Annotated in this window: 14 protein-coding genes; 1 reads left to right on the top strand and 13 read right to left on the bottom strand. The window is 39.0% G+C overall.

Translation table 11 applies throughout. The features are described from left to right. Positions 1 to 5 precede the first annotated feature (5 nt). The 13 genes from M3189_RS22835 to M3189_RS22775 all read right to left on the bottom strand — a co-directional run bounded on the left by M3189_RS22835 (position 6) and on the right by M3189_RS22775 (position 16174). A complete protein-coding gene (locus M3189_RS22835) occupies positions 6 to 1292 on the bottom strand; it encodes an MFS transporter (protein WP_251638329.1) in 1287 nt (428 codons plus the stop codon). Between the two features lie 48 nt (positions 1293 to 1340). Further along, positions 1341 to 2516 carry a M24 family metallopeptidase gene (locus M3189_RS22830; protein ID WP_251638327.1) on the bottom strand — a complete coding sequence of 392 codons (1176 nt, stop codon included), beginning with the start codon at positions 2514 to 2516 and terminating at the stop codon, positions 1341 to 1343. 36 nt (positions 2517 to 2552) lie between these two features. Next, entirely contained in the window at positions 2553 to 3989 is a 1437-nt protein-coding gene (locus M3189_RS22825; protein ID WP_251638325.1) for an aldehyde dehydrogenase family protein, read from the bottom strand. 25 nt (positions 3990 to 4014) lie between these two features. Next, entirely contained in the window at positions 4015 to 5070 is a 1056-nt protein-coding gene (locus tag M3189_RS22820) for a homoserine dehydrogenase (RefSeq protein ID WP_251638323.1), read from the bottom strand. Continuing rightward, entirely contained in the window at positions 5060 to 6313 is a 1254-nt protein-coding gene (locus M3189_RS22815) for a M20 metallopeptidase family protein (protein ID WP_251638322.1), read from the bottom strand. The genes M3189_RS22820 and M3189_RS22815 overlap by 11 nt, the downstream gene beginning before the upstream one ends. 33 nt (positions 6314 to 6346) lie before the next feature. Beyond that, positions 6347 to 7549, bottom strand: a complete 1203-nt coding sequence (locus M3189_RS22810; RefSeq protein WP_251638320.1) for a cystathionine gamma-synthase family protein — start codon at positions 7547 to 7549, stop codon at positions 6347 to 6349. A gap of 15 nt (positions 7550 to 7564) precedes the next feature. After that, on the bottom strand, positions 7565 to 8569 hold the full coding sequence (locus M3189_RS22805; protein ID WP_251638319.1) for a cyclodeaminase: 1005 nt from the start codon (positions 8567 to 8569) through the stop codon (positions 7565 to 7567). A 24-nt stretch (positions 8570 to 8593) separates the two neighbouring features. After that, on the bottom strand, positions 8594 to 9778 hold the full coding sequence (locus M3189_RS22800) for a M24 family metallopeptidase (protein ID WP_251638317.1): 1185 nt from the start codon (positions 9776 to 9778) through the stop codon (positions 8594 to 8596). A gap of 229 nt (positions 9779 to 10007) precedes the next feature. Next, positions 10008 to 10889, bottom strand: a complete 882-nt coding sequence (gene pdxS, locus M3189_RS22795) for a pyridoxal 5'-phosphate synthase lyase subunit PdxS (RefSeq protein WP_435368119.1) — start codon at positions 10887 to 10889, stop codon at positions 10008 to 10010. Positions 10890 to 10993: 104 nt separating this feature from the next. Further along, on the bottom strand, positions 10994 to 11992 hold the full coding sequence (gene eutB / locus M3189_RS22790; RefSeq protein WP_251638313.1) for a hydroxyectoine utilization dehydratase EutB: 999 nt from the start codon (positions 11990 to 11992) through the stop codon (positions 10994 to 10996). Positions 11993 to 12229: 237 nt separating this feature from the next. After that, complete coding sequence (locus M3189_RS22785; RefSeq protein WP_251638311.1) at positions 12230 to 13918, bottom strand: PucR family transcriptional regulator; 1689 nt, start codon at positions 13916 to 13918, stop codon at positions 12230 to 12232. A 302-nt stretch (positions 13919 to 14220) separates the two neighbouring features. Continuing rightward, the gene (locus M3189_RS22780) at positions 14221 to 15441 is read right to left on the bottom strand and encodes an acyl-CoA dehydrogenase family protein (RefSeq protein WP_251638435.1); all 1221 of its coding nucleotides are present in this window, start codon (positions 15439 to 15441) and stop codon (positions 14221 to 14223) included. 400 nt (positions 15442 to 15841) lie between these two features. Beyond that, positions 15842 to 16174, bottom strand: a complete 333-nt coding sequence (locus M3189_RS22775) for a DUF3870 domain-containing protein (RefSeq protein WP_435368118.1) — start codon at positions 16172 to 16174, stop codon at positions 15842 to 15844. 304 nt (positions 16175 to 16478) lie between these two features. On the opposite strand from M3189_RS22775, the gene M3189_RS22770 reads away from it, so the two are divergent. Beyond that, positions 16479 to 17513 carry an FUSC family protein gene (locus tag M3189_RS22770; protein WP_251638308.1) on the top strand — a complete coding sequence of 345 codons (1035 nt, stop codon included), beginning with the start codon at positions 16479 to 16481 and terminating at the stop codon, positions 17511 to 17513. The last annotated feature ends 18 nt before the right edge of the window (positions 17514 to 17531 follow it).

The raw sequence follows: 17531 nt of genomic DNA, 5'->3' as shown, positions 1-17531 counted from the left end.
TTTTTCTACATTGCGTCTTTTATATCTGTAATGTTCCGGTTTGCATTTGCTGCTTTCATGGATTTTGGCAAAAAGATCATTGCCACGATTGCCAGTAAGGCGGTTGCAATTAAATAGAACGCCGGCATGAGTTTATTTCCTGAAGCAGTCTGCAAGGATGTGATAATAAATGGTGCCCCACCTCCAAAAATCGCCGTGGATACATTATAGGAAATACCATAGGCACTGTTTCTTACTCGATTCGGAAACAACATAGGAAGTGTTGATGGAAATACGCCAATAAAAATCGCTACAATCACTCCTAAGGCAAAGAAACCGACGAGCGGCCCTGCTGACGAACCACTAGAGACAAAGGCCATGATTGGAATCGCTGAAAAGATTGCCAGTAAAGCCGACAAAAGCAGGAACTTTATTCTGCCATAGCGATCGGCTAGCATCCCAAAGATTGGGAATAGAATCATCATTAAAATCATTCCACTTGTTGTGACAATGAGAGATTCCATTGTCGACAAACCCACTTGCGTTTCAAAATAGGATGGAAGATAAGTCAGTAATGTATAATAGGCACCATTGGCAAATGCAACAACTAAAAATGAAATTGCCAGTGGTTTCCTTGCAGTCGAGAGCATCTCCTTTAGCGGATGCTTTGACAAATTATTTTCATTCTTCATCTTAATAAAAGTTGGAGTATCATCGATTTTCGTTCTTACGTACATTCCCACTAACGCTAAAGGCAATGAACAAATAAATGGAATCCTCCATCCCCATGCTGCCATTTGGTCGGAACTTAGTGTGGTAGTTAATATCGCTACAAACACAGAACCAAGAATGTAACCTAGCAATGAACCTGATTCAAGTAAACTAGTAAATAAACCTCGGCGGGAATTAGGTGCTGACTCATTCATAAATACAGATGCACCTGTATATTCTCCTCCAGCTGCTAAGCCCTGAATCATCCGCATGATAATTAATAATAGTGGAGCAATAAATCCTATCGACTCATAATTTGGTATCACCCCGATGATTGTTGTAGCCAATGACATCATCATAATCGTTACAACTAATATCTTCTTTCGTCCCAGCCGGTCCCCAATGGAACCAAAAATGATACCTCCAAGCGGCCTAAAGAAGAATGAAATCGCAAATATCGCAAAACCATATAATAAAGCTACAGAACTACTCTCTTCTGGAAAAAACTGTGCTCCGATAATTGCAGCAGTATAACTATAGATACCGTATTCATACCATTCGACTAGATTTCCTATTGCAGTAGCAGTTGTAGCTTTCTTCATTCATGCATCATCCCCTTTTATTTTAAAACGTTTAAATTTTAAACAACGTTAAACAAATTCCTTCAACGCTAGGTTTCTTGGCATTTTTGCGAATGTTTCACAACCGTTTTCTGTGATTCGGATGGACTCACTGACTTCAAAGCCATAATTGTCGAGCCACAATCCTGGAATCAGATGGAAGGTCATATTCGGCTGCAGTATGGTTTTGTCTCCTTTTCTAATGCTTACCGTGTGCTCACCCCAATCAGGCGGATAGTTCAACCCCATGGAGTAGCCAAGTCGTGATTCTTTTACAAATCCACTTTTTTCTATAGTTTTTCTCCATGTTTCTTCAATTTCCTCACAAACAATTCCAGGTCTTACCATTTCTAAACAAGCGTTAATGCCCTCTACCGCCACCTCTGAAAGAGTTTTCAAATTTTCATTTGGCTTCCCAATTTGAACGGTTCGTGCTAAAGGTGAATGATATCTTTTATAGCAGCCCGCTAATTCGATGATCACGGCATCTCCGTCCTTATAACGATCATCGGTCCAGGTTAAATGCGGGGTTGAGGTTTTTTCACCTGATGGCAAGAGCGGTACAATTGCCGGATAATCCCCGCCAAATTCCTCTGTTCCGGTGATTTGCGTATGAAAAATTTTGGCCGCAACATCACATTCTCTGACGCCTTCTTGAATTAATTCAATCCCAGCTTTCATCGATTTTTCGGCGATGACCGCTGCGCGTTTCATATACTCGATTTCAGCATTTGATTTGATTAGCCGTACCCAGTTCACTAATAAGGTTGCATCGTGAAAAGTCGCATTCGGCAATCCTTTTTTTAGCTGCAAATAGCTCTTTGCTGTGAAATAATAGTTTTCCATTTCCACACCTATCGAACGGTTATCCTGACCAATTTCCTCTAAAATCCCGGCCACGAAATCCATCGGGTGCTTGATTTCGGAATGAATATAATCATCTGGATAAGGAATAATGTTATCTCGATAAAGCCATGTGGTTACCTTTGCAGCGTTGGCATCCATTTCTCTTCCAATCCACATCGGCTGATCTTCGTCAATAATGACGACTAACATCTGATGCACGTAAAACGACCAGCCATCGTAACCAGATAGATAATTTATATTAGCCGGATCAGTGATTAGCAGAACATCAATTCCTTTTTGCTGCATACGTTCTTTTGTTTTGCGAATTCTCTCTTTATACTCATACGTTGCAAATGGCATTGCGAAGTTCCCTCCTACGACTGTTAACCCAATAGTCTAATTTAATTTAAAGCACACCACTTTTGGTTCGGACATTTCTTGAATGGCGAACTTAATCCCCTCTCTGCCTAATCCGGATTTTTTAACCCCGCCAAATGGCATCGCATCAATCCGATAGTCACTGCTGTCATTGATTATGATCCCACCAACGTCCAATTGGGCAATCGCCCTATGAGCTTTTTCAATGTCTTTCGTGAAAATACCGGCCTGCAGACCATAATCCACACTATTTGATTTTTGGATTGCCTCATCCAAATCCGCTACCGGATAAAGAAGAACTACTGGACCAAAAATTTCTTCCTTTGCAATTTTGCAATTTTCTGGAACATTTGTTAGGACAGTCGGGGAGTAAAATGCTCCGTTTCGCTCTCCGCCAGTGAGTAATTGAGCACCTTTTCCAATTGCTTCCTCCACCATTTTTTCTACTCGGATTGCTTCTTTTTCACTAATCAGTGGTCCCATATCCGTTATGTTAGATTGTTTATCCCCTACCCTATACAGCTCTGTACGGGAAATAAACGCTTTTTGGAATGCTGTCATAATGCTCTCTTGAACATAAATTCGCTGTACACCCAGGCAATTTTGACCTGCTGCCCAAAATGCACCTGATACAGATGAGTCAACTGCTTCCTCCATATCTGCATCTTCCAGCACAATAACTGGAGAATTCGATCCAAGTTCCATACTTATCTTTTTTAAACCAGCTTTACGAACAATATCTTCTCCCGCTTCCAAGCCTCCTGTAAAACTAATCATTCGAATAGCTGGATGTGTGACAAGAGTGTCTCCAATTTCACGACCGTGTCCTGTTATAACAGATAACACTTTAGGTGGGAGTCCCGCATGTGAGAAAGCTTCTGCGAGCAAAAGCGCACTTAGCGGTGTTACACTTGCAGGTTTCACAATTATCGCATTTCCAGCCGCAATGGCTGGTCCTACTTTGTGGGCGACAAGGTTTAACGGATCATTAAATGGGGTAATGGCCGCAATAATGCCAATAGGGAAACGGTAATAATAACCAACCCGATTCTCACTTCCAGGCATTTGGTCAAAGGACAGTGTTTCACCATTGATTCTTCTTGCTTCTTCGGCACTAATGCGTAACGTTTGAATACATCTCGCTGCCTCTTTTAGCGCTTCCCGAATGGTTTTGCTGCCTTCTTTACTTATGATAAAAGCGAATCTTTCTTTATGTTCTTCAATATAATCAGCAGCGGCATTGATTACTCTGATTCTTTCGTGCACAGGCATGGCGGCAGCAATCTTCGCACCTACTTTTGCGTCCTCAATACATTGAATCATGTCTTCTTTACTTGCAGCAGGTACAGTATCAATTAAACTATTATCTTGAGGGTCTCGAACTTCAATGATCTCATTACGTCCTACCCATGTTCCACCGATCAACATCTTCTGACCTCTAATTTGAACCGTCATCAAATTCCCACCCTTCCCTTTTTACTTAAACCATCACCGGTTTACGTTCACGGTTGATATTTATCAAGTCTATTAAAAGAGAAAATCCTGTTTCTGTTTTACCTGCTCCTGCCCCGCTTAATGTGACTGGACCTAGTAAATCACATTCATAGGTAATCGCATTGAAAGCACCGCCTATAGACGCCAAAGAATCTGTAATGTCAACTTTTTCAGGTGCAATTGAGGCAACCACATTCCCGTTTTCCTTTTTAACCTTTGCCAGTAACTTCCACCGTTTTCCTTCAGCCTTAGCGATTTCAATGTCTTTTAACGAAATATCGGTAATCCCTTTGCAGGAAACGTCTTCTACCTTTAAGGGAATACCCATAATATAATTTGCAAGAATAACAATCTTATATCTTGCATCATAGCCCTCTACATCACTAGTAGGATCTGCTTCAGCATACCCAAACTCCTGTGCTTCCTTTAATGCAGCTTCATAGGAAACGCCTTCCTGTTCCATTTTCGTTAAAATGTAATTGGTTGTTCCATTCAATATTCCGCGTATTTCCTTTATTTCATTTCCTGCTAATGTAACAAGTGGCATTCTTAATGATGGAGTACCACTCATGACGGTACCTTCAAAGCCCCATGAAACACCTTTCTTTTTAGCAAGTTCTGAAAGCTCTTTATAGGCAAGTGCCACTGGTCCTTTATTTGTCATCACCACGTTTTTCCCGCTTTCAAATGCTGCCTTACAATGGTCAATCGCAGGCTGCCCTGTTTTTACGTCCGTATAGGAAACTTCTATTATCGTATCAGCGTTTGTGTCAACAATTGTTTTAAAACTATCCCATCCTTTAATTAAGCCAGGACTATGCGGATAATTTTCTAAATTCCCTGTTTCTTTTAATGTCTTTAAAACTACTTCTATATCAAGACCGTTTGGATTATAGATGGAACCTTTGATAAAATCTGAAATAGCAACAACTTTGGCCTCAAAATCCTCTTTTCGTTTTAATTCTTCTTTTTTCTCCAGCAAAATTTCTGCTAACCCTTGTCCTACTACACCGAATCCGATAAAAGCTAATTTATGTGACATGTATCTGAACCTCCGTTTTTATGTTAATTGGAGAATGGGATTCTTCTTTCAGAAAACTCAATGCTGTCTGAGTAAGAATCGCAGCACCTTTTACCAAGCTACTCTCATCTAGATCATAGATAGTGGTGTGCAAGTCCCTTTGGATTCCATCCTGTGTTCCACTTCCAAGGAAAAATAAAGCACTTGGTATCTTTTGAGTCACATATCCAAAATCTTCACCGCCCATACCAAATGGGCGCTTGACAATCTCAAAATCCGGATATAAATCTTCAATCGACTTTAAAAATAAGCTGTTAATATGAGCGTCATTGTTTAAAGCAGGCTCACCTTTTTCCACATCAAGCGAATAGCTTCCTCCCAATGGTTCCACTATTGACAAAGCCTTCATTAACTCCGAACTCAATAAATCACGGGCTTCATGAGTATAGCTGCGAATCGTCCCGTTTATGACTACTTCATTTGGAATAATATTGCTAGCGGTTCCTGCATGAATCTGACCAATACTAATCACCCCCGCTTCAAGAGCTGGTAATTTTCGGGCAACAATCCCATGCAAGGCCTGCATTACAATTCCAAGCATCCAAATCGGGTCCGTCCCAAGTTCAGGGTATGCACCATGACCGCCTGTTCCAAATATCTTTGCAGTAAATACATCAACATTTGCCATACTGTATCCATCATTCACTTGTGCCGCTCCAACAGGAAGCCATGGGCACATATGAAGCGCAATGGCAGCATCAACACCGTCATACGCACCAGCTTGAACCATGTATGGCGAACCTGAAAGTCCCTTTTCATCTGTACTCTCTTCTGCTGGTTGGAAAATAAATTTGATTGTTCCCTTCAGCTCTTCTCTTTCAAACCTTTGAGCCAAAAGATGGGCTGCCCCAAGTAAGATTGCCGTATGGGCATCGTGTCCGCAGGCATGCATAACCCCTTCATTTTTTGATTTATAGTCGAATGTATTTTCTTCCTTGATTGGCAGTGCATCCATATCGGCCCGGATTGCAATCACAGGTCCTTCTCCCGAAGTCAATGTCCCGACTACACTTGTTTCTACTCCTATTCCTGTTACAACACGTAAACCCTTAATCTTTTTTAGGACTTCAGCAACGAAATGAGAGGTGCCGAACTCTTGAAAACTGAGTTCGGGATACTGATGAAATCTACGTCTCCATTCAATAAGTTGATCTGATAATCCATTTGCCTGAATGACTATAGGATGATTAGAATGGTCTGCCATCTGTTCATTTCCCCCTGCAATTTGAATGGAAGATTATTTTACTTTTAAAATACTTTCCACATGGTTGAATGCTTGTTCAAAATCAGCGATGATATCTTCGATTTCTTCAATTCCGCAAGAGATTCGGATAAGTCCTTCTGGAATTCCCACTGCAGCACGTTCTTCTGGTGTACATTCCACATGGCTTGTTGTACGAGCTGGTCCAACTGTTGTTTCTACTGCACCTAAGTTGGCTGCACGGTTAGCATACTGTAGTTTAGGAAGAAGATCACGTACTGTATCAACACCGCCCTTAACCGCAAAGCTAAGCATGCCGCCAAAGTCCTTCATTTGTTTTTTCGCAATATCATGGTGCGGATGTGTTTCGAGACCAGGGTAATAAACAGCTTCTACCATTTCTTTTGTCTGCAAATATTTTGCTAGCTTCATTGCATTTTCACATTGCTGACGAACTCGTAAGTGAAGAGTTTTCATCCCGCGTAAAATAAGGTACGCAGCCATTGGATCCATTGTTGCTCCATTAATTTCACGGAAGTGATAAATCTTTTCTACTAGTTCTTCAGAACCGCAAACCACGCCTCCTAATGCATCTGCGTGTCCACCCAAAAACTTTGTTGCACTATGAATAACTAAATCAACACCTAATGAAAGTGGATTTTGATTCATTGGTGTAGCAAATGTATTATCTACGATGACGAGTGCACCAGCAGCTTTTCCTGCTTTTGCCATACGTTCGATATCGGTAATTTTAACAGTCGGGTTTGTTGGTGTTTCTAAGTATAAAATTTTGCAGCCTTTTTCTACTTCACGTTCAATTTGCTCATGATTTCCGGTTTCACATAATGCTACTTCAATTTCCTGCCGAGGCAAGAACTCAGTAAAGATTTTATTTGTTCCGCCATATGTATCTTTAATAGAAACAATACGGTCACCAGGAACTAAGAAGGTAGAAAGTGTATTACTGATTGCTGCCATCCCAGTTGAAAAGCTTGTTGCTGCTTCTGCTCCTTCAAGAATTTTGATTTTATCTTCAAAAGCCTGAACAGTTGGATTTGTATTACGTCCATAAATATGGCCTTTCTTTTTTCCGATTGCTACATCATACCATTCATCCATATCGTCGTAACCGTAAGCTACACTTAACACGACTGGTACTTGTGTTGCTCCATGTACTAAATAATCCTTTTCTCCTGCCCATACTGCTTTCGTTCCCATTTTTGCGTTTGTGTTTGTCATTAAAACCACTCCTCTTTAATTTTTTTGTAAAATTTTGTTGTTTTCAATTTTTAACCCTTTATTCCTCTTAATCATTTCTTGATATGCAAACAGGGCAATGGCTGTATCCTGTACACCCGTACCTGTTAAATCACAAACGGTAATTTGTTCTTCATTTACCCGTCCTACAACTTTTAAGGATGTCAGGTCACCTAATTCAACAACCTGTGACTCCTCAGTGAGTACACCAGCTGTAAGGGCATGATGGAGCTCTCCTAAACGAGCACATTGGGCTTTTGTATCACAGACCAGGATGTCTACTTTCGCCAATACTTCTGGCTCTAATTCTTGTTTATGCTCTGCATCCGATCCCATCGCTGTAATATGAAGACCTGGATGCAGCCAATCTGCTTTGATAATCGGCTCTTTCGCCGGGGTGGTCGTAATCACCGTGTCACTGTTTCTAACCACTTCTTCAGCACTTCCAACCGCAATCACTTCTATCCCTAATTCAGCTGTCATTTCTTCAGCAAATGTTTGGGACCTTTCCAATGACCTAGCATATACGAGGACTTTATTAAACTTCCTCACAATATTTAGTGCCCTAAGCTGATATTTTGCCTGGCTTCCTGCACCGATAATACCAACGGTTTCAATCGATTTTTTTGAAAGATAGGCAGCCGCAACCGCACCTGCAGCAGCAGTACGAACATCTGTTAAGTATCCATTGTCTAAAAGAATTGCTTCAGGAACTCCAGTTTGCGTGCTGATTAATATCATCATTCCATTTCCTGTTGGCAGCCCCAGCTGATAATTATTGAAGAAACCGGAAGAAATTTTGATGGCAAACATATCTTTTCCCTTGATATAAGCTGTTTTTACATCCACTTCACCGTTTTGATCCACAATGTCCACCCTCATAATCGGTGGCATCGATGCCTCATTTTTTGATAGCTTCGTAAATGCATCTTCGACTAGCTTCACTGCCTCAGGATTTAGTTGCACATATTCCTTTAATTCCTGTTCTGTAAAAATAAGCACCTGTCTTTTCACCTCCTCGGTAAGTTACTTTGTAAACTGATATCCCTTTAAGGTCAAATCCCTTGGGAGATTAGCAAAGGTTTCACAACCGTTTTCGGTAATCCGAATGGACTCGCTCACCTCAAACCCATAATCGTCAAGCCACAATCCTGGAATGAGATGGAAGGTCATATTAGGCTGCAGGATTGTTTTTTCGCCTTTTCTTATGCTCACAGTGTGCTCGCCCCAATCAGGTGGATAATTACATCCCATTGAGTAGCCCAACCGAGATTCTTTCACAAATCCACTTTTTTCAATTGTTTTTCTCCATGTTTCTTCAATCTCTTCACAAGCTATGCCTGGACGAATCATATCCAAACAGGCATTAATGCCTTCTACCGCTACACCTGAAAGGGTTTTCATTTCATCTTTTGGTTTCCCAATCTGTACCGTCCTTGCCAATGGTGAATGATATCTTTTATAGCAGCCTGCCACTTCTAAAATAACAGCGTCTCCATCTTTATAGCGGTCATCTGTCCAGGTTAAATGTGGTGTAGAAGTTTTTTCTCCGGATGGAAGCAATGGAACAATGGATGGATAATCTCCGCCAAATTCTTCGGTTCCAGTAATCTGAGTGTAGAAAATTTTTGCCGCTACATCACATTCCCTGACTCCAGCTTCAATTAAATCAATACCTGCCTGCATCGCCTTTTCTACTATCTTTGCAGCCCGTTTCATATACCCAATTTCGGTATCCGACTTTATCAAACGTACCCAATTGACTAGCAAACTAGCATCTTGGAGGCTGCTATTCGGCAGTCCTTTCTTTAGCTGCTCATAGCATTTGGCTGTAAAATAATAGTTTTCCATTTCTACCCCTATCGTGCCATGTGCTTTGCCAAATTCTTTTAATCGGTCAGCAACAAAATCCATCGGATGCTTGATATCTGATTGAACAAAATCATCTGGATAAGAAATGATATTTTCATGCGAGAGCCATGTGGTTGCTTTTGCTCCGTTGGCATCCTGCCCGCGCCCAATCCACTTTGGCTGCTCTTCATCCATCATTAAGACCAGCATCTGATGTACATAAAACGACCATCCATCATAACCCGATAGATAATTAAGGTTAGCAGGATCTGTAATGAGCAAAACGTCGATTCCTTTTTGAATCATCCGTTCTTTTGTTTTGCGAATTCTCTCTGTATATTCCGCTATTGAGAAAGACATAATTTCTATACACTCCGATCTCCTAAGGTTTCGTTAAATATTTTGAATATTTCTATTTGTTTGTATTATACGAAAATGAATTCTGTTTTTTCATCTGACATTTTGTATGAAAGAATTTTGAAGATTCTAGTCAAATTTATCAACTTAAATAAAAACTGTTTCTTGCATAGAAAAAACCGCCATAAAAATCCCCTTAGGGTAGATTCTTTTGACGGCCATTCGTTATAGTTTACCACCCGCGCTCCTGCATACGCTGTTCAGGCTTTATGCTGGATATTTCAATCCCCTTCATCGGTGTTCCGAGATCCATTGAAAGTTTGGCGATAAGGTCATAATCTTGGTAATGAGTTGTTGCTTCTACAATAGCTTTTGCATACTTTTCTGGATTTGCTGATTTAAATATTCCAGATCCCACAAATACACCATCAGAGCCGATCTCCATCATTAAGGCTGCATCTGCTGGAGTAGCAACTCCGCCTGCAGCAAAATTTACAACAGGCAAACGTCCTGTTTCCCTAATTTGCAATAGAAGTTCAAATGGTGCTTGCAAATCTTTCGCTTTTGTCATTAACTCATCGTGATTCATATTTGACACTTGGCGGATTTGTGCCTGAATAAGACGCATATGGCGAACAGCTTCAACAACATTTCCTGTTCCCGGCTCGCCTTTTGTTCGAATCATCGATGCCCCTTCACCAACCCGCCTTAATGCCTCTCCAAGATTTCGAGCACCGCAAACAAATGGCACCACAAAATTGCGTTTATTGAGATGGTATTCTTCGTCTGCAGGTGTTAAGACTTCACTTTCGTCAATATAGTCAACTCCAAGCGCTTCCAATACACGAGCCTCAACAATATGTCCAATTCTCGCTTTTGCCATTACTGGAATGGATACAGCCTTCATGACTTGCTCTACAATCGTTGGATCAGCCATCCTTGCAACTCCACCAGCTGCCCGAATATCTGATGGTACCCTTTCAAGTGCCATTACCGCAACGGCACCTGCTTCTTCAGCAATTTTTGCTTGTTCGGCATTGATTACGTCCATAATAACGCCACCCTTTTGCATTTCGGCCATACCTCTTTTTACAACATCTGATCCTTTTTTCATCATACATATCTCCCTTGCTATATATAGTTGTTAATTGTCTTACTCTTTAGAGAAATCGTTTTCAATTTTATTAATAATGGCTGTCATTTTGACATAATTCACTCTCAATTTTCAAAACCATAATTTTGTATTATCGTAAGCAGGACGGATAAATCAACATTCTGGCCACTAATAATTACAGCAATATCACCCTCTTGATGCGGGATTTTGCTGCCTAAAACAGCAGCAATCCCTGTCGCTGCTGCACCTTCCATAATCATCCGGTGTTTGTCCATCATGAACGCCATACTATAAGCAATCTCCTCTTCAGAAAGGAGGACTATATCATCCATATATTGCTGGACCATTTGAAAAGTGTATTGATTTTCAAGTCCAATTCCACCTAGCAAACTATCAGCAAGTGTCTCACTTTCCTCTAGCATGATTGGTTTGCCAGTTTTTAAACTTTCAAACATGACTGCAGAACGTTCCATAGAAACACCCGTTACCCTTATATCACGATCATTGGATTTCAATGTCATACCGATGCCAGAAAGCAGTCCCCCCCCTGAAAGCGGAACAATCACATCTTTTAAATAAGGAAGTTCCTCCAACAATTCCAATCCAATCGTACCTTGTCCTGCAATAACATGAGGATCATCAAACGGCTCAATCACGGTTACTCCTTTCTCGTATTCAAGCTCATAACAGCGAACACCCGCTTCATCTTGGCTGTCACCAACAATCTCAATTTGGGCTCCCAGCCTTTTTAATGAGTCTACTTTTGCTTTTGGCACCCTATTTGAAATACAGACAACAGCATCAATCCCAAGCTTATTCGCAACAAAGGCAACCGCCATGCCATGGTTTCCTGTAGAGTACGTAGCCACTCCATTTTTTCTTTCTTCTAGACTTAAGCTCAGGATTTTATTGGCTGCACCCCTTACCTTAAATGATCCAACCTCATGAACATTTTCTAGTTTTAGATAGACATTGCGCCCGAGTTTTTCTGATAAAATAGTAGATTGAATGAGTGGTGTCCGATTGATAATCTGACCAATTCGTTTTCTTGCTTCCCACACATCACGAATTTTAATATCTTTTTTCATTTCAGTAGAAGTCATGGAAATCTCCCCTCCTTACTAAGTTACTCTATGTATTTATAGTATAAATACTAAGCTCTTCTATCTTTAATATCAATTGGCAAAACTGACGATAAGAAACGTTTCTTTTCATACATTTTTTTGAAATATGCAAATGATTTTTCCATCTCAATGTACAAAAAAAAAACCAGCTCAGAAGATAGACGATATCCCTTTAGCTGGTTTCATTCTCTTTGTTTCATAACTTAAAGAATTGTGTTAATTTCCCATTTTCCAAGTTTTGATACTTAAATCTAATAAGAACAAATCATCAGGATCCACAAGTGAAAGACCTGTTAATTCTTCAATTTTTCTTAAACGGTAAAGTAGGGATTGCCGATGCAGAAACAGTGCTTTTGCTGTCTTACTTACATTTCCTTGATAACGATTATATGTACTGATTGTCTCGATTAAATCAAGATTCCGTTGATTATTATATTCTAATAACGGCTCAACAGTAGTCATAATAATTTCTTTCATCTCTGAGTTTTGAAATAGATTTAAAAGCACACGGTCAACTCGGGTATTTTCATACATAACCCGATTGCCAACCCCTTTTTTATTCCTGCATATATTTAAGGCAACTTTGGCATTTTCATAGCTTTCTTTAAAACCAAATATATCCTCATTATAATTTCCAATACCCCAAGAAATGACAACTTTCGGCAGTAAACTTCTTAAGCGACGTTCAACAAGATCTAAAAAGTTGGTTACGCCTTCCTTTTTATTTTCTAATGAAATTTCAAGAAAAACGAACAACTGCTGTTCCTGATAGGTAATCATCACTTCTTTTTTTAGTGAATTTGCAGCATAGTAGATTTCTTCCTTCAGATAATGAATCATACTTTCAGTCCATTGCTGATAAGCTCCTTTATCTATATTCCTTGTTTGAAAAAGCGTTTTCAAGTTTTCAGGTGCACCAATAATGCAAATATACGGCAGTTTAAGATTATAACCCACGATTTCGGCTCTTGAAACCGCTTGCTCCAAAGAAGTGAATTCTCCATTTATCAGCTCTTTAATAAATGAGTCATGAAGCAGTAATTTTGCCTCCTCGACCGCATTTTTCCTTGAAAACCAAAGAGCTATTGTTGTCACTGCGTGTTCTAGTACATTGACGGTATACTGGGTTAAAAACTTATCCAACGATATATAAGAAGGAAGGATAACAAATAAAAAGTCCTGAGTATTTCCTGAGACTTGAATAACAGGAAGCTGTACTATAAAGTAACCTTCAATTTTGATTGTTTGTATTTTTTGAATCATAGGATCATGTGAAGATAATGAACTTTTCTTTCTAGCTGGGATTATTCCTTTTACTGCATATTCGCGCCAATTATCTAGTAAACTAGGAATCTCTTCACTATGAGCTTGAATAGTCCCAATTTGATCAGTAATAATAACTGGGTAACCAACATTCTGGTATAAATAGTTTGCAATACAAGTAAGATCTGTTTCTTTAAGAATTAAATTTAAAAGCTCCTGCTGAACTTTTTCTGATTTTCGACTTTCTTTATAATTGATATCATTTAATTGCAGCATAACCTCTTCAATGATTTCTGAAAAGCGTACTTCCCAGGGAATTTCAATAAGAATAAATTGATTTTTATTCGCCAATTCAATGATTTCATGTGGAATTTCAAAAACATGGCGACCTAATGCCACCGCTAGAGCAGTTGCCTCTGAATCCATAACATCCTGAAGAAATTTTTCGAATTCCTTAAGGATCTGTCCACAACCAATAGCAGTAGTTAGAACCAATTCGTTCTTACGGACAAAGCTCTCGACCGGCATTTCCATTGCAGAAACCCATTGAACCACTCTGTCCTTAACTAACTTTTCTCCAGCTATCACCTTAGCGTCCTTCAAAATATCTAACCTTAAAATGTCATATATCTTTAAACTCATATAAGCTCCTATCTGCTAGATTCAATTACCAATTGAATTACTAGCCATGTTACTTATTAAAAAAGATTTTCAAGATGTAAAGTAAAAATAGGAGGACAAAGCTCAGGAAATTGGATGATGAGCGTTCCTCTACTCTTTGTAATTATCAAAATGTTCCATGATAACTTTGCATCAATTTTTCTTTTTAATTCTAACAAATTACCACTACTCAGTAAAATGGTAATTGGTTTTGTTGTAGGCAGTTAAGTATTAGAATTAATTTAAAAAAACCGATCAAATGACCGGTTTTTCCTTATCTCATTTTATTTTTGCAAATAATTAGTGACGGAAACTTGTTCAAATGGCCATGCCGGCAATTGTTTACGAAGAGTCTTATCTTCCCTATAACCTAAAGCGTACTCACCTTGCATAATCGTATGGATTTCCCTCGTCCCTTCATAGATGACAGGAGCTTTGGAGTTCCGCAAGAAGCGCTCTACTGGATATTCATCGGAATATCCATAAGCCCCGTGGATTTGAACGGCATCATTTGCAGCATCAAAAGCAGCATTACACGAAATCCATTTAGCAAGAGATGTCTCCTTCGTATTCCGTTTCCCCTGGTTCTTTAACCACCCTGCTTTAAAAACTAGCAGTCTAGAAATTTCAAGATTGGCACTCATTTTTGCAATCATTTGCTGTACAAGCTGATGTTTTCCAATCTCTTTGCCAAATGTTTTCCGTTCATGGCAATACTTAAGACTTGCTTCAAGGCTAGCTTCAATTAAGCCTACTGCTCCCGCAGCCACTGTAAATCGGCCATTATCTAGGGCAGCCATGGCAATTTTAAACCCTTCCCCTTCTTCACCCAATCTGTTCTCAATAGGAACTTTTACATCCGTTAAAAATACTTCTCCCGTATTTCCAGCTCGAATGCCCAGTTTACCCTTTATAGCCTTTGTTTCTACTCCAGCAAAACTACGGTCTACAATAAAGGCAGAGATCCCTTTATGCCCAATACCATAATCTGTCTTGGCAAAAATCAAGAAATGATCAGCAACATCACAAAGAGAAATCCATGTTTTAGAGCCATTCAGAATATAATAATCTCCATTTCTTGCCGCAGTTGTATTCATCGCTGCAACGTCAGAACCCGCATTTGGTTCTGTTAATCCGAAAGCACCAATTTTACGGCCATCTGCTTGAGGCACCAAATACTTTTGTTTTTGTTCCTCTGTTCCCCATTGCAATATCGTCATACTATTTAGCCCTGTATGAACAGAAACGGCTGTCCGATAGGCAGTATCTCCCCGTTCTAATTCTTCGCAAACAATAGCAAGTGTATTATAATCCATACCTGCACCGCCATATTCTTCAGGAATGCAGACACCCATTACTTGCAGATTGGCCAACTTTTTTAGAATTGCGGGTTCAAAATGTCCTTGGCGATCCCATTCCTGAATGTTTGGAATAATTTCCTTATCGACAAATTTTCTTACCATTTCCTTTACACTTTGCTGCTCATCCGTTAATTCAAAGTTCATCATATAATAATTCCTCCTAAATAATTTTTTATAATTTTAAAATTTCCCATAATTGAATCCACCAGTACCTAGGAAATATCCAAAATTCGGATTCCATTAAGTGCACCTTCCTGCATATCACCTCTATTTAGACTACTCGATATACAAAAAGGAGCCAGCAAAACAAACAATGAAGTGCTCATTGATTGCTTTACTGACTCCTACTCATAGCTCGTCTTCCGGCAAAGGAAGATCAAGTGAATATTGTCAATATTATTTCAGTCATTATTTCACGGTCAATCTGGTCATGCAGCAAGGATATTGCTGTCACCCAGTTGTTATATAAAATTATATATGAATAGTTAGAATTGTTCGATAATTACGGTTAAAAAATTATTCTAAATATATATCTTAAAGCCAATTACTTACTTATTTCAGTAGATTTTATTTGCTGATAATGGAGATCTAAATCTTTTAATGCCGCAATTAATGCATTCGTAGCCTTGCCTCGATAATAGATTTGAAGCGCAGAGATTGCTTCATCAATACCATCGTTTAAACTCATTCCCCTTAAAACCTGACCAACAAATTCACGGGCATGATCAGTTGCCAATGTACAGGATGCCTGTAGTATGACTCCATATTTTCTATCGATTTCTGCCGTAATCGTCAACGTTTCAAATACACTTTTAGCTGCTATACCTTGGGGTAACTTTGCATGCCCAGCAATAAACAGAGTTTTTCCGTTCATCATTATATTCTACCTCTCCTCAAAAAAAATTAATATGTATTACTAGATTTATTATCTAAAGAATTAGGCAATACTAGCAATTCTATGTTTAAAACCTTACATCCCATTAATATAATTCTCCAAATCATCCAATAATCCTGTTCATTCTATTACTACAACGCAGATAAATAGCAAGCCTCAATTCGTTACTTCATGTACTCTAAATTAGTACAAATAAAATAATTGAAAATATTTGTTTTAATAAGTATATTTGATTATGTAATAAATGAAAGTGACTGAAAAAGGCTTGCTGATTAGCTGCTTTTGAGTGGAGGATTGGAGCATTGTGAAGTTGGGACCTCGCGTCATTAAAACAGGCATAGCTGTTACATTTGCCTTATATATTTGTTCGATATTAAAGCTTGAATCGGCAGTTTTTGCAGGAATTGCTGCCATTTTTACGATTCAACCTTCCATTTACCGCACATGGAAACAAGTAGGACACCAAGTCCAAACCAATATCATAGGTGCGATTATTGCCTTTCTAGGATTATACTTTCTAGGTAATGACCCTTTTTCAATTGGACTGGTTATTATTATACTCATTTCGATTAGTTTAAAGCTAAAAATGGGTGAAACGATTTCGCTAACAGTTGTAACTGTGTTAGCAATTATGAGTGCTCCCGGAAACGAAGATTGGCTCTTTGCTTTGAACCGTTTTATTGTTACCTTTATCGGAATGGCCACTGCACTATTGGTGAATATTTTTGTTTACCCACCAAATTATAAGAAAAATTACGTTGAAAAAGTGAATGGAATTTTTCAAAATCTGTCCATTTTGCTAAGAACCTCTATCTCTGACGAAATGACAGAAAAGTGTTTTAAGGAACAAATGGAACAATTAGAGAATGATATTTTACTATTAGATGAGCAATTTATGTTGTTTGATGAAGAACGGGAAAAAATGTCCAAGGTAAATAATATGGATGTACGCGAAATCGTCGTGTTTAAGCAAATGTTTAAATCACTCCAACAGGGATTTATTGTCTTGGAGGACATTGATTCCTTTTATTTCTCCTGTAAGCCGACACCTGAAGAAAATCAGCTCTTTGATCAACAACTAGAATATTTAATAAAGCACCACGAGCTATTTCTATTAAAATATGATGGAAAGATTAAAATGGATCTACCTTCATTGGAAGATGAGTTTATGGAACGAACAGAAGGCTTTTTGGAAAAAGTTATGCAATCCTATAACGAAGGTCATAAAATTCAAATGGCCGTCATTGGAGCATCTATTTATAATTACGCCTTCCAACTGGACAGGTTGAATACATTGGTAGAACAATATAAGAAGAAATAAAGAAAGGAGTAGCAGATT

The sequence above is a fragment of the Neobacillus niacini genome (assembly GCF_023715415.1).
Lineage (GTDB): Bacteria > Bacillota > Bacilli > Bacillales > Cytobacillaceae > Neobacillus > Neobacillus niacini_C.
The sequence above is the reverse complement of the archived record's forward strand: the minus strand, read 5'-3'. Positions and strand labels throughout refer to the sequence as shown.